The sequence below is a fragment of the Streptomyces sp. GbtcB7 genome, assembly GCF_019091445.1.
GTDB lineage: Bacteria > Actinomycetota > Actinomycetes > Streptomycetales > Streptomycetaceae > Streptomyces > Streptomyces mirabilis.
The window spans coordinates 171,970-189,103 of sequence record NZ_JAGXJM010000017.1; the positions used below are offsets into that span (position 1 = coordinate 171,970).

General features: G+C 67.6%; 16 protein-coding genes and 1 tRNA gene. 10 read left to right on the top strand and 7 right to left on the bottom strand.

Annotation, left to right across the window (positions count from 1 at the left end):
- Positions 1–132: 132 nt before the first annotated feature.
- The 4 genes from KVT44_RS27150 to KVT44_RS27165 all read right to left on the bottom strand — a co-directional run bounded on the left by KVT44_RS27150 (position 133) and on the right by KVT44_RS27165 (position 2,560).
- Positions 133–963: an MBL fold metallo-hydrolase gene (locus tag KVT44_RS27150; RefSeq protein ID WP_054237403.1), complete on the bottom strand. Its 831-nt coding sequence runs from the start codon at positions 961–963 to the stop codon at positions 133–135.
- Positions 960–1,829: an NUDIX hydrolase gene (locus KVT44_RS27155; RefSeq protein WP_099921410.1), complete on the bottom strand. Its 870-nt coding sequence runs from the start codon at positions 1,827–1,829 to the stop codon at positions 960–962. The genes KVT44_RS27150 and KVT44_RS27155 overlap by 4 nt, the downstream gene beginning before the upstream one ends.
- 102 nt (positions 1,830–1,931) lie before the next feature.
- A complete protein-coding gene (locus KVT44_RS27160) occupies positions 1,932–2,402 on the bottom strand; it encodes a RidA family protein (protein WP_217569276.1) in 471 nt (156 codons plus the stop codon).
- On the bottom strand, positions 2,399–2,560 hold the full coding sequence (locus KVT44_RS27165) for a DUF4177 domain-containing protein (protein WP_075033571.1): 162 nt from the start codon (positions 2,558–2,560) through the stop codon (positions 2,399–2,401). Before KVT44_RS27165 ends, KVT44_RS27160 begins: the two co-directional genes overlap by 4 nt.
- 95 nt (positions 2,561–2,655) lie before the next feature.
- Between KVT44_RS27165 and KVT44_RS27170 the strand changes: the two genes are divergently transcribed.
- Entirely contained in the window at positions 2,656–3,633 is a 978-nt protein-coding gene (locus KVT44_RS27170) for an ArsA-related P-loop ATPase (protein WP_099921412.1), read from the top strand.
- Positions 3,630–5,063 (top strand): ArsA family ATPase, encoded by a 1,434-nt coding sequence (locus tag KVT44_RS27175; RefSeq protein WP_217569278.1) that lies wholly within the window; start codon positions 3,630–3,632, stop codon positions 5,061–5,063. Before KVT44_RS27170 ends, KVT44_RS27175 begins: the two co-directional genes overlap by 4 nt.
- A 259-nt stretch (positions 5,064–5,322) precedes the next feature.
- Here KVT44_RS27175 and wblA read toward each other — a convergent pair whose 3' ends face one another.
- The gene (gene wblA, locus KVT44_RS27180; RefSeq protein WP_028799159.1) at positions 5,323–5,661 is read right to left on the bottom strand and encodes a transcriptional regulator WblA; all 339 of its coding nucleotides are present in this window, start codon (positions 5,659–5,661) and stop codon (positions 5,323–5,325) included.
- Positions 5,662–6,069: 408 nt separating this feature from the next.
- On the opposite strand from wblA, the gene KVT44_RS27185 reads away from it, so the two are divergent.
- Positions 6,070–8,382: a transglycosylase domain-containing protein gene (locus KVT44_RS27185; protein ID WP_217569280.1), complete on the top strand. Its 2,313-nt coding sequence runs from the start codon at positions 6,070–6,072 to the stop codon at positions 8,380–8,382.
- A gap of 297 nt (positions 8,383–8,679) precedes the next feature.
- Here KVT44_RS27185 and KVT44_RS27190 read toward each other — a convergent pair whose 3' ends face one another.
- Entirely contained in the window at positions 8,680–9,144 is a 465-nt protein-coding gene (locus KVT44_RS27190) for a GatB/YqeY domain-containing protein (protein WP_060901596.1), read from the bottom strand.
- A gap of 153 nt (positions 9,145–9,297) precedes the next feature.
- Here KVT44_RS27190 and KVT44_RS27195 point away from each other — a divergent pair, with 153 nt between their 5' ends.
- The 5 genes from KVT44_RS27195 to KVT44_RS27215 all read left to right on the top strand — a co-directional run bounded on the left by KVT44_RS27195 (position 9,298) and on the right by KVT44_RS27215 (position 13,651).
- The gene (locus tag KVT44_RS27195) at positions 9,298–10,224 is read left to right on the top strand and encodes a metallophosphoesterase (RefSeq protein WP_099921415.1); all 927 of its coding nucleotides are present in this window, start codon (positions 9,298–9,300) and stop codon (positions 10,222–10,224) included.
- A gap of 281 nt (positions 10,225–10,505) precedes the next feature.
- Positions 10,506–11,306, top strand: a complete 801-nt coding sequence (locus KVT44_RS27200) for a Pr6Pr family membrane protein (RefSeq protein ID WP_217569282.1) — start codon at positions 10,506–10,508, stop codon at positions 11,304–11,306.
- 28 nt (positions 11,307–11,334) lie between these two features.
- Positions 11,335–11,408, top strand: a tRNA-Pro gene (locus KVT44_RS27205).
- A gap of 355 nt (positions 11,409–11,763) precedes the next feature.
- On the top strand, positions 11,764–12,390 hold the full coding sequence (locus tag KVT44_RS27210; protein WP_217569284.1) for a hypothetical protein: 627 nt from the start codon (positions 11,764–11,766) through the stop codon (positions 12,388–12,390).
- Positions 12,391–12,505: 115 nt separating this feature from the next.
- Entirely contained in the window at positions 12,506–13,651 is a 1,146-nt protein-coding gene (locus KVT44_RS27215) for an exonuclease domain-containing protein (RefSeq protein WP_217569286.1), read from the top strand.
- Between the two features lie 124 nt (positions 13,652–13,775).
- On the opposite strand, the gene KVT44_RS27220 is transcribed toward KVT44_RS27215, so the two are convergent.
- Entirely contained in the window at positions 13,776–14,915 is a 1,140-nt protein-coding gene (locus KVT44_RS27220; RefSeq protein WP_217569288.1) for a hypothetical protein, read from the bottom strand.
- Positions 14,916–15,125: 210 nt separating this feature from the next.
- Between KVT44_RS27220 and KVT44_RS27225 the strand changes: the two genes are divergently transcribed.
- Both KVT44_RS27225 and KVT44_RS27230 read left to right on the top strand, forming a co-directional pair.
- Positions 15,126–15,932: a hypothetical protein gene (locus tag KVT44_RS27225; RefSeq protein WP_217569290.1), complete on the top strand. Its 807-nt coding sequence runs from the start codon at positions 15,126–15,128 to the stop codon at positions 15,930–15,932.
- Positions 15,919–17,088 carry an ImmA/IrrE family metallo-endopeptidase gene (locus tag KVT44_RS27230; protein ID WP_217569292.1) on the top strand — a complete coding sequence of 390 codons (1,170 nt, stop codon included), beginning with the start codon at positions 15,919–15,921 and terminating at the stop codon, positions 17,086–17,088. Before KVT44_RS27225 ends, KVT44_RS27230 begins: the two co-directional genes overlap by 14 nt.
- Positions 17,089–17,134: the final 46 nt, after the last annotated feature.

A 17,134-nucleotide genomic window follows, 5' to 3' on the forward strand; every position in this document is an offset into this window, starting at 1 on the left:
TCTCGTATCCCCGACGTCCCCGGCATCCCCGGTTCTCGTACGGCCGGTTCTCGTACGGCCGGTTCTCGTACGGCCGGTATCGCCGCCGGTATCGCACGGGCGCCCACCGGCCGCCCGGACGCCCCCAGGCGCCTAGATGAGGCCGTGTTCCCGGAGGTAGTCCATCTGCGCCCGGACCGACAGCTCCGCCGCCGGCCACAGCGAGCGGTCCACGTCCGCGTACACGTGCGCGACGACCTCGGCCGGCGACCGGTAGCCGTTCTCGACCGCCGTCTCGACCTGGGCCAGGCGGTGAGCGCGGTGGGCGAGGTAGAACTCGACGGCGCCCTGGGCGTCCTCCAGGACGGGCCCGTGCCCCGGCAGCACGGTGTGCACGCCGTCGTCCACGGTGAGGGACCTGAGCCGCCGCAGCGAGTCCAGATAGTCGCCCAGACGGCCGTCGGGGTGGGCCACGACGGTCGTACCGCGGCCGAGGATGGTGTCACCCGTCAGGACGGCCCGATCGGCCGGGAGATGGAAGCACAGCGAGTCGGCGGTGTGGCCCGGGGTCGGTACGACACGCAGTTCGAGCCCGCCCACGGCGATGACGTCCCCGTGTGCCAGCCCCTCGTCCCCGAGCCGCAGCGCCGGATCCAGCGCCCGCACCTTCGTGTCCGTCAGTTCCGCGAACCGCCCGGCGCCCTCGGCGTGATCGGGGTGCCCGTGCGTCAGCAGGGTCAGCGCCACCCGCTTCCCCGCCTTCTCGGCGGTGTCCACGACATTGCGCAGATGTACGTCGTCCAGGGGCCCGGGGTCGATCACCACCGCCAGGTCGGAGTCCGGCTCGGAGACGATCCAGGTGTTGGTGCCGTCCAGGGTCATCGCGGACGCGTTGGGCGCGAGCACGTTGACGGCGCGCGGGGTGGCGGAGCCGGAGAGGACCCCGCCTCGCGGCTGGCCGGGGAGGGCTGCGGCGTCGGTCATGCGGGGGCTCCACCGGTCGGGATGTGCTTGGTGAACTCGTCGTGTCCCGGCCAGGCGAGGACGACTTCGCCGTTCTCCAGGCGGGCCTTGGCCAGGACGGGGGTCAGATCACGGGCGGGCGCGGCGGCCAGGACGTCGGCGGCGCGGTCGTACGGGATGAGCTGGCGCAGGGTCGCGACGGTGGGCGGCATCATCAGGAGCTCGCCCTTGTCGTACCCGTCCGCCGCGTCCGCGGGGCGGATCCAGACCGTACGGTCGGCCTCCGTGGAGGCGTTGCGGGTGCGCTGGCCCTCCGGGAGGGCGGCCACGAAGAACCAGGTGTCGTAGCGGCGGGTTTCGAACTCCGGGGTGATCCAGCGGGTCCAGACGCCCAGGAGGTCGGACCTGAGCACGAGTCCGCGGCGGTCGAGGAACTCGGCGAAGGAGAGGTCGCGGGCGACCAGGGCCGCGCGGTCCGCCTCCCAGTCCTCGCCGGTGGTGTCGCCGACCACGGTGTCCGGAGTGGGCCCGGCCAGCAGGACACCGGCCTCCTCGTACGTCTCGCGGACCGCCGCGCAGACGACGGCCTGGGCGGACGTCTCGTCGGTGCCGAGCCTGTTCGCCCACCACGCGCGCGTGGGGCCCGCCCACCGGATCTGGTGCTCGTCGTCGCGTGGGTCCACGCCGCCGCCCGGATACGCGTACGCGCCTCCGGCGAAGGCCATGGAGGCGCGTCTGCGCAGCATGTGCACCACGGGGGTGGTGGGGGTGTCCTTGAGCAGCATGACGGTGGCCGCGCGCTTGGGGGGTACCGGGATCAGCGTGCCCTCCGCGAGCGCGCGGATCCGCTCGGGCCACTCCGGTGGATACCACTGCCCATTCGCCATGGCCGGAGGCTATCCCGAGCCGGGCGAATGTTCGAGGGGCCCTTGGGGATCCCCGGGCCGGGGGTGGGGGCGGCGAAGAAAACCGCCACCGGTCCCGACCGCCTACGCCCCCGTCAGCTCCACCTGGATCTCGACCTCGACCGGGGCGTCCAGCGGGAGGACGGCCACGCCGACCGCGCTGCGGGCGTGGACACCCTTGTCGCCCAGGGCCGCGCCCAGGAGCTCGCTCGCGCCGTTCAGGACACCCGGCTGGCCGGTGAAGTCCGAGGCCGAGGCCACGAAGCCGACGACCTTCACGACACGCGCGATGCGGTCGAGGTCGCCCGCGACGGACTTGACCGCGGCCAGCGCGTTCAGCGCGCAGATGCGGGCCAGGTCCTTGGCCTCCTCGGCCGTGACCTCCGCACCCACCTTGCCGGTGAGCGGAAGCTTGCCGTCCACCATCGGCAGCTGCCCCGCCGTGAAGACGTACACGCCGGACTGCACGGCGGGCTGATAGGCGGCCAGCGGCGGTACGACGCCCGGCAGCGTCAGACCGAGCTCCGTGAGCTTCGCCTCGACGGCGCCGCTCATGCCGACTTCTCGCGCTTCAGGTAGGCCACCAGCTGCTCGGGGTTGTTCGGCCCGGGCACGACCTGGACGAGCTCCCAGCCGTCCTCGCCCCAGGTGTCCAGAATCTGCTTCGTGGCATGGACGAGCAGCGGCACGGTTGCGTATTCCCACTTGGTCATGTCGCCGACTGTAGTCGTTGCCGCGGGGGGTCTCGCGCGCACGTTGTCCACAGCCTCCTGCGTAGTACGGCGGCGGACTGGTTAGGCTCGAAGACGTGAGCAGGCTCCAGGTCGTCAGCGGCAAGGGCGGTACCGGCAAGACCACGGTAGCCGCGGCCCTCGCGCTCGCCCTCGCGACCGAGGGCAAGCGCACCCTCCTCGTCGAGGTCGAGGGCAGACAGGGCATCGCGCAGCTCTTCGAAACAGAAGCGCTGCCCTACGAGGAGCGGAAGATCGCCGTCGCTCCGGGGGGCGGGGAGGTGTACGCCCTCGCCATCGACCCCGAACTGGCCCTTCTGGACTACCTCCAGATGTTCTACAAACTGGGCGGCGCCGGCCGGGCCCTGAAGAAGCTCGGCGCCATCGACTTCGCGACCACCATCGCGCCCGGTCTCAGGGACGTGCTCCTCACGGGGAAGGCGTGCGAGGCCGTCCGCAGGAAGGACAAGAGCGGGCGGTTCGCGTACGACTACGTCGTCATGGACGCGCCACCCACGGGCCGCATCACCCGCTTCCTGAACGTCAACGACGAGGTCGCGGGGCTCGCCAAGATCGGGCCGATACACAATCAGGCGCAGGCCGTGATGCGCGTCCTGAAGTCGCCGGAGACGGCGGTGCACATGGTGACGCTGCTGGAGGAGATGCCCGTCCAGGAGACCGCGGACGGCATCGCCGAGCTGCGGGCGGCGAAGCTGCCGGTGGGACGGATCATCGTGAACATGGTGCGACCCGCGCTCCTGGACGACGTCGACCTGGAGCTCACGAGCGCCGTCTCGCGCAGCGCCATCGCCAAGTCGCTGTCCGCGGCCGGGCTCGGCGGCGCCCGCCGCGGCGGGAACGCCGAGCGGCTCGTCGGGCCTCTCCTGGAACAGGCCGAGGAGTACGCCGAACGGCACACCCTGGAGCGCGAGCAGCGGGCCGTCCTGACCGAGCAGGACCTCCCGCTGCACGAACTCCCCCTGCTCGCCGAGGGAATGGACCTGGCGGGCCTGTACGAGCTCGCCACGGAACTGCGCACTCAAGGGATCTCATGAGTCTGGACCCGGCCCGCGTACTCGACCTCGACCCGCTGCTCGACGACCCCGACACCCGCATCGTGGTGTGCTGCGGCTCGGGCGGCGTCGGCAAGACGACCACGGCGGCGGCCCTGGGGCTGCGCGCCGCCGAGCGGGGCCGCAAGGTGGTCGTTCTCACCATCGACCCGGCGCGCCGGCTCGCCCAGTCGATGGGCATCGACTCCCTCGACAACGTGCCACGCCGGGTGAAGGGCATCGACGACTCCGCGGGCGGCGAGCTGCACGCCATGATGCTCGACATGAAGCGCACGTTCGACGAGATCGTCGAGGCGCACGCGGACGGCGAGCGGGCGGCCGTGATCCTGAACAACCCCTTCTACCAGTCGCTTTCGGCGGGCTTCGCGGGCACGCAGGAGTACATGGCGATGGAGAAGCTGGGGCAGCTGCGGGCCCGGGACGAGTGGGACCTGATCGTCGTCGACACGCCGCCGTCCCGCTCGGCGCTCGACTTCCTGGACGCGCCCAAGCGGCTCGGGTCCTTCCTCGACGGACGGCTGATCCGGCTCCTGACCGCGCCGGCGAAGCTGGGCGGGCGTGCGGGGATGAAGTTCCTGAACGTCGGGATGTCCATGATGACCGGCACCCTGGGGAAGCTGCTGGGGGGACAACTCCTGAAGGACGTGCAGACGTTCGTGGCGGCGATGGACACGACGTTCGGAGGCTTCCGTACGCGCGCGGACGCCACGTACAAGCTGCTCCAGGCACCCGGGACGGCGTTCCTGGTGGTGGCGGCCCCGGAGCGGGACGCGCTGCGCGAGGCCGCGTACTTCGTGGAGCGGCTGGCGGCCGAGGACATGCCGTTCGCCGGTCTCGTACTCAACCGGGTGCACGGCAGCGGTGCCACCCACCTCTCCGCCGAGCGGGCGCTCGCGGCCGCGGAGAACCTCGATGCCGAGGCCGCGGAAGATCTTGAATCCACGGCTGTAGAAAATCTTGACGACGCCCGCATTGTGGATCAGGAGGGCGGGAAAGCTGGACTTCGTAACTCTCCCGACACGTACGGCAGTTCAGAATCTCCCGCTTCCGAGACATCAGCTCCCGACGGCTCCGAAGGTCCAGCCGGCTCCGACGGTTCCGATGAAGGCTCCCCCGCCGCCACGGACAGCACAGACGCCACGGACAGGACCGACGCACCGACCGACACGCCGCCGCACGGGCACCGGACCGTCGAACAACTCACCGCAGGCCTGCTGAGGCTGCACGCCGAGCGCATGCAGCTGCTCTCCCGCGAGCAGCGCACGCGTGACCGCTTCGCCGCGCTCCACCCGGAGGTGGCGGTTGCCGAAGTGGCCGCACTGCCCGGCGACGTACACGATCTCGCAGGACTGCGGGACATCGGAGACCGGCTCGCGGCCAACCGGCCGGAGCTGCCTGAAACCGGCGCCTGAGCGGCGCCGTCCACGGGCCCGGGACCGGGTCTGAGTCATGAGCTCTGAGTCATGAGCTCTGAGTCATGAGCTCTGAGTCATGAGCTCTGAGTCATTAACTCGTGGTCATGAGTTCGTGGTCATGAGTTCATGGTCATGAGCTCATGGCCGGCCCGAGATGGCCTGAGGCAAGTGGGTCCGAGGCGGTGAGTGGGTCTGAGGCGGCGGGTGGGTCCGACGCGAGCCGAGGTGGCCCCGCGGGACGCCCTCCGTGGCGCCCTCAGCCCACCGCCGCGTAGCGCTCGTACACCTCTTCCTCGTCGAGGGGCAGCAGGCCCGCGCCGCGCTCGTACTCCGTACGCGCGGTCTCCAGCAGGCGACGCCACGAGGTGACGGTGGGACGCCTGCGCAGCAATGCGCGACGCTCCCGCTCCGTCATGCCACCCCACACGCCGAATTCGACGCGGTTGTCGAGCGCATCGGCGAGGCACTCCGTGCGTACCGGACATCCGGTGCACACTGCCTTCGCCCTGTTCTGCGCTGCTCCTTGAACGAACAGTTCATCCGGATCGGTAGTGCGGCAGGCCGCCTGCGCACTCCAGTCGGTTACCCAGCCCATACCGGCGCCGTCCTCTCCCGAATCGAGGCTCCCCCACGGCGGCAGCGGCATATTCACCGCCGCCAGTTGAGGACGTTACGGAAGGCAGGCACAGCGCAACACCCCCTGCGGGCCCAATCTTGAATGGCCCGAACGGACTATGCGTAAGCGGCAGATCACCCGGGGGAGTGAGCGGCGGACATACGTGAGTACCCCGGCAAACCGGGACAGTTCAGTTGAGTCACAACGGACGCCTGGTGACGCATGAGGCTGATTCGGACACGACCTCCCCAAAAAAGTTGGGGAACCTCCGGAACGATTCGGGGTCGCCGGACGTATTGATACGTGGCCATACTGCTGTGACAGTTGAGAGCAGCTTAGGCCAAGGCATATACGCGTGTCCGGCGAATGAGAACGTAGGCTGCCCCTATGCCAAAGAAGCGCTCGGGCGGTGGTCTGTCGCCAACGCAACAGGCCGCCAAGTTCCTCGGTGTCAGCGTGCTCGCTGGAGCAGTCATGGCCGGAATCGCGCTGCCCGCAGCGGGCGCGCTCGGTCTCGCGGCCAAGGGTTCCGTCCAGGGGTTCGACGAGATTCCCGACAACCTGAAGAGTCCCGCGCTGAGTCAGCGCACCACCATCCTGGACAACAAGGGCGGTCAGATCGCGACGGTCTACTCGCGCGACCGCACGGTGGTCGACCTCAAGGACATCTCGCCGTACATGCAGAAGGCGATCGTCGCGATCGAGGACTCCCGCTTCTACCAGCACGGCGCGATCGACCTGAAGGGCGTCCTGCGCGCCCTGAACCAGAACGCGCAGAACGGCGGGGTCGCCCAGGGCGCCTCCACGCTCACCCAGCAGCTGGTGAAGAACTACTTCGTGGAGGAGGCCGGCGACGACCCGACGAAGGTCGCCCAGGCCACCCAGCAGACCCTCGGCCGCAAGGTCCGCGAGCTCAAGTACGCGATCCAGCTGGAAGAGAAGCTCGGCAAGAAGAAGATCCTCGAGAACTACCTGAACATCACGTTCTTCGGCGAGCAGGCCTACGGCATCGAGGCCGCCGCCCAGCGTTACTTCTCCAAGCCCGCCAAGGACCTGAACCTCCAGGAGTCGGCACTGCTCGCGGGCATCGTCCAGTCGCCCAGCCGGTACGACCCGGTGAACGACGAGGCGGAGGCCACCAAGCGCCGCAACACCGTGCTGCAGCGCATGGCCGAGGTGCACGACATCTCCCAGCAGGAGGCCGACCAGGCCAAGGAGGCGAAGCTCGGCCTTAAGGTCAGCCAGCCGAAGAACGGCTGCATCACGGCGGTCAAGGGCGCGAGCTTCTTCTGCAAGTACGTGGAGAACGTGTTCCTCACCGACCCGGTCTTCGGCAAGACCAAGGAGGCCCGGGCGAAGCTCTGGAACCAGGGCGGCCTGACCATCCGTACGACGCTGGACCCGCAGGCTCAGAAGTCGGTGCAGTCCTCGATCAAGTCCCACGTCAACAAGTCGGACTCGGTCGCCACGGCGGCCACCCTGGTCGAGCCGGGCACCGGGAAGATCGTCGGCATGGGCCAGTCGAGGCCGTACGGCTACGGGAAGAACGAGACGGAGTACAACTACTCGGTCGACCGTGACATGGGCGGTTCGAACTACGGCTTCCCGACCGGTTCGACCTTCAAGCCGTTCGTGGCCGCGGCCGCGCTGGAGGAGGGCCGGCCGGCGACCCAGCAGTACCCGTCGCCGTACGAGATGGCCTACCCCAGCCCCGTACAGACGTGCAGCAGCAAGCCCTGGACCAACCTGACCAACGAGAAGCTGTCGAACGAGAGCACCGAGGAAAAGGGCCCGTACGCACTGAAGACGGCGATGGCCAAGTCGGTCAACACCTACTTCGTGCAGATGATCTCGGACATCGGCATCTGCCCCGTGGTGAAGATGACCGACAAACTGCACGTCGTGCAGGGCAATGGCGACAAGCTGCCCGAGGTGCCCGCCATCACCCTCGGCTCCAAGGGCATCTCCCCGCTGACCATGGCGAGCGCGTACGCCACCTTCGCCTCTCGGGGCATGTACTGCACGCCGATCGCCATCGAGTCGATCACCCAGAAGGCCGACGGCAGGGAGAAGTCGCTCGAGGTCCCGAAGTCGACCTGCTCGCGGGCCATGTCCGAGAAGACCGCGGACACCGTCAACACGCTGCTTCAGGGCGTGATCGACTCCGGTACGGGTCAGCAGGCCGGCCTCTCCGACCGCGACAACGCCGGTAAGACGGGTACGACGGACGAGCGCAAGAACGCCTGGTTCGTCGGGTACACGCCGAACCTGTCGGGCGCGGTCTGGGTCGGCAGCCCCAAGCAGAACGTCAAGATGACGGGCATCCGCATCGGCGGTGTCTACCACGACCTCGTCTACGGCGGTCAGGTGCCCGGCCCCATCTGGAAGGACGCCATGACCGGCGCCCTCTCGGGCAAGGACTCCCCGTCCTTCAACCTCATCGACATTCCCGACGAGAAGCCCAAGGACAACGGCCACGGCCCGGGCGACGGGAACAACGGCGACAACAACGGCAACGCGAACGGTGGGAACACCACCAACGGCAACACCGTCAACGGGAACACGATCAGCGGCAACACCGTCAGTGGCGCCAACGGCGCCACAGGTGACACGAACGGTGGCGGGTTCCCGACGCCCACGTTCTCGATCCCCTCGGGCTTCATTCAGGGTCAGAACGGCAACGGGGGGCGTCGCGGGTAACCCGCCCCGTCACGACCGCTGACAGAGAACGGCACAGCACAGCCGTCGGCCTCGGCGCTCCCCTGATCGGGAGCACCGAGGCCGACGGCTTTTGGTGAGCGGGGTGGTGTGGGTGCGGTACGGGTGCTCGTGCGGATTCGGGTGCGGGTGCGGGTGCGGATTCGGGTGCGGATTCGGTGCGTGCGGATGCGGAATCGGGTGCAGGTACGAGTACGGGTGCAGGTACTCGTACAGGTCCAGGTACCGCGTCTACTACTGGTTCCGGTCTTCCACCACTGTTTCCGGTCCCTCTCGGACTCAGCCCGCGAGCAGCTTCTTGACCACGGCGGCGACACGGCCGCCCTCGGCCAGCCCCGCGACCTTCGGGTTCACGATCTTCATGACCTGACCCATGGCGCGCGGCCCCTCGGCACCCGCCGCCCTGGCCTCCTCGACGGCCTGCCCGACGATCTGCTGGAGCTCCTCGTCGGACAGCTGCTTGGGCAGGTACGTGGCGAGGACCTCTCCCTCCGCCTTCTCCCGCTCGGCCGACTCGGGACGCCCGCCCTGCGCGAAGGCGTCCGCGGCCTCGCGGCGCTTCTTCGCCTCGCGGGTGATCACCTTCTGTACTTCGTCGTCGGAGAGCTCGCGCTTCGTCTTGCCGGCGACCTCCTCCTTGGTGATCGCGGCGAGGGTCAGCCGGAGCGTCGCGGAGCGGAGCTCGTCGCGCTCCTTGATGGCGGCGTTGAGGTCTTCCTGCAGCTTCGACTTGAGCGTGGTCATGCCGTCGATTGTCGCAGGTGTGGTGCGGCGGTCGCCTGCTGATTTCAGTGCCGCGCCCAGGGACTCGCCGTCGATGGGCGCGAGGCCGTCCACAGGTTCGAGGTTGTCCACAGGGCGGCACGCGGGGCTGTCAGGGTCTGACACGATGGACGTATGCAAGCGCGATACGGAGTACCCCTGGGAATCACGGCGGTGGGCGCCGCCGGACTGTTGTACGCGGCAGGTTTCGAGGCCCGCTCGTTCCGCCTCCGACGGGTGACGGTCCCGGTCCTGCCACCAGGCATGCGGCCACTCCGCGTCCTCCAGGTCTCCGACATCCACATGGTGAGCGGTCAGCGCAAGAAGCAGCGCTGGCTGCGCTCCCTGGCCGGGTTGCGCCCCGACTTCGTCATCAACACCGGGGACAACCTCTCCGACCCGGAGGGCGTCCCCGAAGTCCTGGACGCCCTCGGCCCGTTGATGGAGTTCCCCGGTGCGTACGTCTTCGGTTCGAACGACTACTACGGCCCCAAACTCCGCAACCCCGCCCTGTACTTGCTGGAGAAGTCCCAGGGCCGCCACGGTCTGAACGGCAACAAGCCGGCTGTGGGCGCCATCCACAACCCGTGGGAAGACCTGCGCGACGGCTTCGACACGGCGGGCTGGCTGAACCTGACGAACACCCGGGGGACGCTCAAGATAGAGGGCGCCGAGATCGAGCTGACCGGCCTCGACGACCCGCACATCAAGCGGGACCGGTACGCGCGCGTGGCCGGCGGCCCGTCGGAGTCGGCCGACTTCTCGATGGGCGTGGTCCACGCCCCGTACCTGCGTACGCTCGACGCGTTCACGGCGGACGGCTACCCCCTGATCCTGGCCGGTCACACCCACGGCGGCCAGCTGTGCCTCCCCTTCTACGGCGCCTTCGTCACCAACTGCGACCTGGACACCGACCGCGTGAAGGGCCTGTCCACGCACACGACGGAGGGGCGGACGTCGTACATGCACGTCTCGGCGGGCTGCGGTACGAGCCGCTACACGCCGGTACGGTTCGCGTGCCCGCCGGAGGCGTCACTGCTGACGTTGGTCGCTCGGCCGTAGGCCGGACGGCGGTAGACCGGACGGCGGTAGACCGGATGGATGCGGGTCGGACGGAGTGTGGCGGTCGGGCGTAGGGGACGAGCGTGGGGGGGGGCGAGCGTGGGAGGGGAGCGATCGGAAGCGGCGCCCAGGGCGACGGCGCCGTGCGGGTCGACCCGGTCGATCAGAGCGTTGATGTTGATGTTGATGTTGATGTTGATGGGACGCGGGTCCACGCTCGGCCGTCACCCGCTCGGGTGACCCATATCGCCCGATTCGCCCCCCGCGCTTAGCGTGGGGGCATGATCCCCCCGATCCCCAGGGACATACCCGACCTGCCCGCTATACCGGGCATCCCCCCGCCGACCCCCTTCATCGTCCCGGCGACGGCAGTGGTGGCCCCCGTGCGCCGCCCCCTGGTGGCCGTCTTCCGCCTCCTGGTCGCCCTCGTCGCAGCCGCGGGCGTGGCCATCGAGATGCGCCTGGGCAGTCCGCTCCACGTGCTCAGCTACTTCACCATCCAGGCCAACCTGCTGGTGGCGGTGGTCTTCGTCGCCTCGGCCCGGCGGGCATGGACGGCGCGTCGCCCGCTGCCCGCGGCCCTCATGGGCGGCACGCTGCTCTACATCTCGATCACGGGCCTGGTCTACCACCTGATCCTGGCGGACCCCTCCAGCGGCTTCTCCATGACCGGGGGCATGACCCCGCACACCGGCTGGCAGGCGGTGTCGAACCAGATCCTGCACACGGTGATCCCCATCGCCGCGGTGATCGACTGGCTCCTGCTGACCCGCCCGGCGCCGTTCGCGGTCCGGCATGCGACGACGTGGCTTGTCTACCCTCTCGTCTACCTGGTCTTTTCCCTCGTCCGCGGAAAGATGCTGCCGCCGGGCACCCCGGCGCGCTACCTCTACCCCTTTGTGGACGTCGACCGACACGGCTACGTGGGCATCCTCGGCAACACCGCGATCCTCGGCGTCGCCTTCTACGCCCTCGCCCTCCTCGTCATCGCCCTGGACCACGTCCGCCCCGACCCGTTCCGCCACCGCGGCCGACGCCCCGAAAACCGGATTTCGTCTCCGGCCACCGGTGGGCTAAAGTAAACGACGTCGCCGCGAGAGCAGCGACAATCGGGGTGTAGCGCAGCTTGGCAGCGCGCTTCGTTCGGGACGAAGAGGTCGTGGGTTCAAATCCCGCCACCCCGACAGAGAAACACCAGGTCAGGGGCCTGATCCGCTTAGCGGATCAGGCCCCTGACTCGTTCCCAGTGATCGTTTGGGAGAAAACTGGGAGACGATCTTGGTCGAGGTCTCCCAGCCCAAAGCGATCACCGCGGCGCAGCACACGTCACGGTCGGCTGCAGGGTACTGCGCGTTCGTGAATTTGGAGCAGGGGCAGCGGCGGAGCTGTGCAACTCCCCGGGGACCACCCCCCATACACGTCACGCCAGCCGACGCGGCCACCCGTTTGGCGGAATGCAGCGGCTTCACCGAAGCCACCAAGCACCGATGCCGTTGGACAGAGCTCCAACACCAGCATGTCGAAAGAACAGGACGGGCCATGCCTGACGACCAAGACGCATCACGCATTCACCCCGGTATCGAGGCACTGATCTGCGCCGAGCTGGACGGGCTTGGGGGCGGCTATTCCGCCGTCTTGGACGCTCGCGGACAGACTGGTGCTCACAGTGGTGAGTGGGTGCGGATCCTCCTAAGCCGACTCGACAGCCTTCACTTCTCGATCGAAACCTTGCGAGCGCTTCTGACGACGTACGCGATCAGTTGCAAGGTCGAGCGGCCGACCGTGGCACGCTGGCTCGGCCTTCCGGTCTCCGACGTGGACCTATACGTCACACGGTGGGCCACCGCGCAGATCGCTGGCGCCATCGGTTCGCAGTGCCCGTCCAAGGACGTGGATTCCCAGGAAGCGTTTCGTGGCGCGATTCTCATCTCCGAGCAGCCCGACCGGTACGTCAACAAGGCCGAGCAGGTGATGGAGCACCTGGCACTGCTCTACACCAGCGACTGGGCAGCAGACCAATGCACCTGGGTCTCCGAGAAGACCAGGAAGGCGATCAAGTCCGGATGGTATGTGCAGCCCAAGCGCGCGGCATCGCCAACGAAGTCCCCGTCACGCATCCCCCCTTCGCCCTCCCCTGACGCCGGAGAAGAGGCGGAGGCCGCGTGACTGTGGGCCGAGGATGACACCAGCACCGTAGCCGCGGAGGCAGACCACTTCTGGACTCATGGCCCCCGAACTCCACCGAGCATGTGAAGATCCCATGGAGTCCGGGGAGGGGATCATGAGCAACGACTGGGTTTCAATCGACTTCGAGACAGCCAACTACTGGGCCGGCAGTATCTGTTCGGTCGGTATGACTGCTGTCGTGGGCGGAAAGATCACAGGCAGGTTCTCCACCCTGGTGAGCCCTCCCGGAGACGGTGGCTTCGCGGCGTACAACACCTCGATCCACAGAATCACTGCGCAGATGGTCGATGGCGCGCCCTCCTGGCCAGCGGTTCTGAACCAGATCCTCGACTTCGCAGACGGCCGTCCCTTGGTTGCGCACAACGCTGCTTTTGACATCGGAGCGCTGCGCGAAGCCTGTACGAAGACGGCCGTGAAGTGGCCGGAACTTCAGTACGCCTGCTCCCTGGTTGTCGCCCGTCAAACGTGGAGGCTGCTGGCATACCGCCTTCCGTTCGTCGCCGAAGCCGCTGGTGTAGCCATGACGGGTCCCCACCACGATGCTCAGGCGGACGCCGACACCGCTGCTCGCATCATGCTCGCCGCCATGGCTGAGCACGGGGCAGACGAACTCGACGACCTCCTTAGGAAACTCCAGATCCGCTACGGCCAGCTCTACCCGGCTTCTGGTTCGTGGTCGAACTGCCGCCGACGCGTCCAAGAAAAGCGGCCGCCCATCCCGACGGCGAACCCGGACGCGGATCCAGAAGGCCCCCTGTACGGGCGCCACGTCTGCATCACGGGCACGCTCAACTCCCTCTCCCGCACGGATGCCCAGCAGCGACTGGCGGACGTCGGAGCACAAGCCACAGCTGGAGTGAGCCGCAAGACCGATGTCTTGGTCGTCGGCACCGCCGACCCCACACGCTTCGCCCCCGGTATGACGCTCAGCGGAAAACACCGGAAGGCGCAGGAACTCCTCGACGCCGGACACGAGATCGAGGTCATCTCCGAGACCGACTTTCTGGAGCTGCTTTCCCTCTGTGCCGCCAGTGCGCTTAGCCCAGAGGCTCTACAGCGGGCAGAAACTCTGTCTCCTACGGAGGCAACCGCCCGACACGCGAGCCTCAGCACGGAGATCGACGACCACAGGTTCCGCTACCACGTCCAGGATGCCCCCGTAATCAGCGATGCGGCGTTCGACCAACTCGTAATCGAGAGACGGGCACTTGAGAAGGCACATCCCTCGCTACGGCTCTGACCCGGTACGCCAGGCTGAACGGCTAACCCCTCCTGGCCTGCACACACCACTAACGAGCGGTGGCACTCGGGTTTGTGCGCCACCGCTCCAGGTCTCCGAAACCTGACCAGTCCAGTGGGGCAACTCATTGCGCCCCCACCTCTGGTTCGTCCGCTGCGGACGGATGGACGTACCTGCCCTCGTTGAACGGGGAGAACCACGCTTTGAATCCCATCGGCGCAACTCCAAGAGCCGCTCCGGCGGCACTCTCGTCAATCCCGTCCATGGAGTCGTCGTAGAGCCACTCGTGGTCCATGTCTTCGTAGACGTTGTTCGTGAAGGCATCGAGCGCGGCCGAGACGCCGTCGTCGAGCAGCCCGAAGGTCTCCAGGGTTACGTTCGTCTCGTTCAGTAGGAGCCTCAGGGCGAGTTCCTCGGCGACGCAGCTCAGCTGCTGGAAGCTGCCGTCCGTGAAGCGGGTGGTCATGGCGATCACCGTGACCAGGAAACGGCGGGCGAAGCGTGCGTCGTACTGGAGGGCGTACCGCTCGGGAAGGTCCTCGAAATGCCACAGAGGACCCTCGCATTCCGCTGCGCTGGTGTCCTCCTGCGTCAGAGTCTGCACGTCTTGGAACAGCTCATCCACCAAGATGTCCGTCGCGTAGACCAGGGCACCGGCAGCGAGCCTGGCCTCCTCCGGCGAGACAGCAAACTCACTGCCGATGTCTTCCTCGTCATCTTCGCCGTCGAGGACACCGAACATCACGGGCGGGAAGGCGCGCAGCTCATCTGCCAGCGTCAGCATCTGACCGCGTACGGCCTTGGCTTCTGCCTCAGCGTCATAGTCGTCTCCGTCGCTCTCTGCCGCGGCAGACTCCGCGTGCCGGGCCTTACGGGCAACTGGATCATCGGGCGGGGCATCGGGGCCGTCGGCAGCGGCCAGGCTCTCCTGAGCCAGCTCAGGATGCAGTTCGACCTCGCATCGCTCGAGGCGCCAGTCAGACAACAGCTCGGATCGATCCAGTAGTTCCCCCACGACCGACCGCACTGCGTCCTCGGCGAACTCCAGAGCGGGGGCATCCACGAACACTTTCAGGAGGGCCCCGCCTGGGTACACAGCCACGATGCTGTCGAGGAGGTCGACTTCTATGCCGTCGGGACCCTCGATGCCTTCGACCGAGGCAAAGCCGTCCTCGATCAGCGCGACAGCGCCCACACGCTGAAGCGGGTCCATCTCCGTCGCACCTTCAGGAAGTTGGACGTCCACAGTCACCACGTATGTCACGCGTCCGAGCCTGGCAGCCCAAATCTCCTGACGGAGAGGAATCCCGCCAATTGCCAGCGCACTTGCTTCGTGCCCTCACCCAGGCCATCGCAGTGCCGTGCGTGATCGGCGGGCTCCAACAAAGCAGTTGTGAAATGATATCGACATCAACTAAAGTGACCTGTGGCGCTGAATGGCCCGATGTGAAGTGCGACCGGAGGAGTCGTCCGCATGAGTGTTCCTCTTCCCCCTTGGGCGACTGAGGTGTTCGGCAAGCAGGCTGCAGCAGTGCGAGTAGGGCTCGGCCAGGCGCTGCGGAACATGCAGGCCAACGCCCAAGCGGCACAGGAGCAGGCCGACTCCAGGACCAACCACACCTATGGCTCCGCCCGTTGGCAGGGCCAGTACGAGCGGGTGCAGGAGGAGCTGCGGCATCTGCCGGGCGCCACTCCCGTGAAGCCCTTCCAGTTCCCGTTCGAGTTGATGCGTGTCGGGCGCGGCCTGATCTACCCGTTCTCCTACTCGAAGAAGAAGTTGGATGTCCGCATCGCGCGCATCCCGAACGAATCCCAGTTGGTGAAGGAGCTGTTCACCTTCGCGCCGGAACCGGCCGAGGTGCAGGGCATGTTCGAGTTCGACGGCTTCGGCGACAGCAGCCCTGCCGTCGAGGTGCGCGGGGGCCTCGCATCCTTGCCGCCCGACACGCGTCTCGTCCTGGTTCCATTCGTTTGCAACGCCTCAGGACTGCTGGAGGCGTACTGGGGAGTCGCCGCGCTGGGTGAAGATCTTCGCCTGCAGTGGGAGACAGACCCCGAGCCGCTCACCCTCCCCGAGGCCGTCACCTCCCACGAGCGTCTCACCGTGATTCCCCAGCAGCCGGCCTCGGCTGATCTGGAGCTGACCAGCTTCGACCATGGGGCGGAACCCACCCTTACGCTGTCGTCGCGATCGAACGTCGACCGGCAGCGAGACGTTCCGCCACTGACCGAAGCAGAGCCAGTCGACAACCAGATCAGCGAAGACGATGCGACCCATTGAGCAAGACCTCATCCCGGGCCTGGAAGAGCGGGGCACTACACCCCGCGCCATCTCGGATGGCTTCGACCCGACCCGGTTGACACAAGCCCGGCGGCTGGCCGAAATGACGAAGAAGGACGTTGCAGCTGCCCTCGGGGTGACTCCGGCCGCTGTGGGGCAGTACGAGACAGGGGTCTCCCATCCTCGTCCGGACCTGATTCCCCGCCTTGCTGAAACCCTCGACGTACCCGCCACCTTCTTCCTGGCCGGGCGTCCGGCAAACCGGCTCGACGCCTCCATGGCCCACTTCCGCAGTCTGCGCAGCACCCCCAAGTCGAAACGCGAACGGGCCCTGGCGTTCGCCGAGCAGGTGTGGGAGCTCACCTACGCACTGGAGCTGAGAGTCCAGCTCCCGCTGGTGGACCTGCCTGGCTTTGCCGGTGGCGAGGTCCACCCCGGAGCAGAACTGTCGACGGATCCAGCCGAGGCTGCGCGCGAGTTGCGGCGTCGCTGGGGCCTGGGAGACGGGCCCGTCACCTACCTGGTGCGGCGTATGGAGTCTCACGGAATCGTTGTGGTGATGCCGTCGGCCTCGGATCCTTCGGCCGCGACTGTAGACGCATTCTCCACCCGGGCGGCGCGACCACTCGTGATCCTCACCGCCAGCAGGGCCGACGACGTGTACCGCCACCGGTTCACGGCCGCTCATGAACTCGGCCATCTGGTCCTCCACGGCGACGCCACCGGCGACAGCCGCCAGGAGAAGGAAGCCGTCGCCTTCGCCGCCGAGTTCCTGACCCCGCAGGACAGCATCCTTCCGTTGCTGCCCAAGCGCATGGATCTCGCCCGGCTCGCCGAGCTGCGCCGCGTCTGGGGAGTGTCGATCCACTCTCTCATCTACCGGTGCCGCGAGCTCGGGCTCATCTCCGATGCCACGACGAGCCGCACTTACCAGCGCCTTCGCGCCTTGGAAGGACAGCCCGGCTTCGGTCCCGAGTCCGTATCGAACTACCCCGGTGAACGGCCCTCCCTGTTGCATCAAGCCTTCGACCTGGCCTCCAAGGAAGCCGACCTGTCCGTTCCGGCACTGGCACACGAACTGGCCTGGACACCACAGCGCGTCCGTGACCTCATCGGCGTTCAGGAACAGCGGCCAGTCCTTCGCCTCGTTCGGTGAAGCTCGGCACCTGAACGAGGCCAGAGGCTAGTGTCGAGTCACAGGA

Excerpts from the sequence above, each read along its gene's own strand:
- KVT44_RS27160 (WP_217569276.1), bottom strand. The coding sequence starts at position 2,402 with ATGAGCGGCGCCGTCGAGGCGAAGCTCACGGAGCTCGGTCTGACGCTG.
- KVT44_RS27185 (WP_217569280.1), top strand. The coding sequence starts at position 6,070 with ATGCCAAAGAAGCGCTCGGGCGGTGGTCTGTCGCCAACGCAACAGGCC.
- wblA (WP_028799159.1), bottom strand. The coding sequence starts at position 5,661 with ATGGGCTGGGTAACCGACTGGAGTGCGCAGGCGGCCTGCCGCACTACC.
- KVT44_RS27225 (WP_217569290.1), top strand. The coding sequence starts at position 15,126 with ATGAGTGTTCCTCTTCCCCCTTGGGCGACTGAGGTGTTCGGCAAGCAG.
- KVT44_RS27190 (WP_060901596.1), bottom strand. The coding sequence starts at position 9,144 with ATGACCACGCTCAAGTCGAAGCTGCAGGAAGACCTCAACGCCGCCATC.
- KVT44_RS27150 (WP_054237403.1), bottom strand. The coding sequence starts at position 963 with ATGACCGACGCCGCAGCCCTCCCCGGCCAGCCGCGAGGCGGGGTCCTC.
- KVT44_RS27155 (WP_099921410.1), bottom strand. The coding sequence starts at position 1,829 with ATGGCGAATGGGCAGTGGTATCCACCGGAGTGGCCCGAGCGGATCCGC.
- KVT44_RS27165 (WP_075033571.1), bottom strand. The coding sequence starts at position 2,560 with ATGACCAAGTGGGAATACGCAACCGTGCCGCTGCTCGTCCATGCCACG.
- KVT44_RS27215 (WP_217569286.1), top strand. The coding sequence starts at position 12,506 with ATGAGCAACGACTGGGTTTCAATCGACTTCGAGACAGCCAACTACTGG.
- KVT44_RS27195 (WP_099921415.1), top strand. The coding sequence starts at position 9,298 with ATGCAAGCGCGATACGGAGTACCCCTGGGAATCACGGCGGTGGGCGCC.
- KVT44_RS27175 (WP_217569278.1), top strand. The coding sequence starts at position 3,630 with ATGAGTCTGGACCCGGCCCGCGTACTCGACCTCGACCCGCTGCTCGAC.
- KVT44_RS27200 (WP_217569282.1), top strand. The coding sequence starts at position 10,506 with ATGATCCCCCCGATCCCCAGGGACATACCCGACCTGCCCGCTATACCG.
- KVT44_RS27230 (WP_217569292.1), top strand. The coding sequence starts at position 15,919 with ATGCGACCCATTGAGCAAGACCTCATCCCGGGCCTGGAAGAGCGGGGC.
- KVT44_RS27210 (WP_217569284.1), top strand. The coding sequence starts at position 11,764 with ATGCCTGACGACCAAGACGCATCACGCATTCACCCCGGTATCGAGGCA.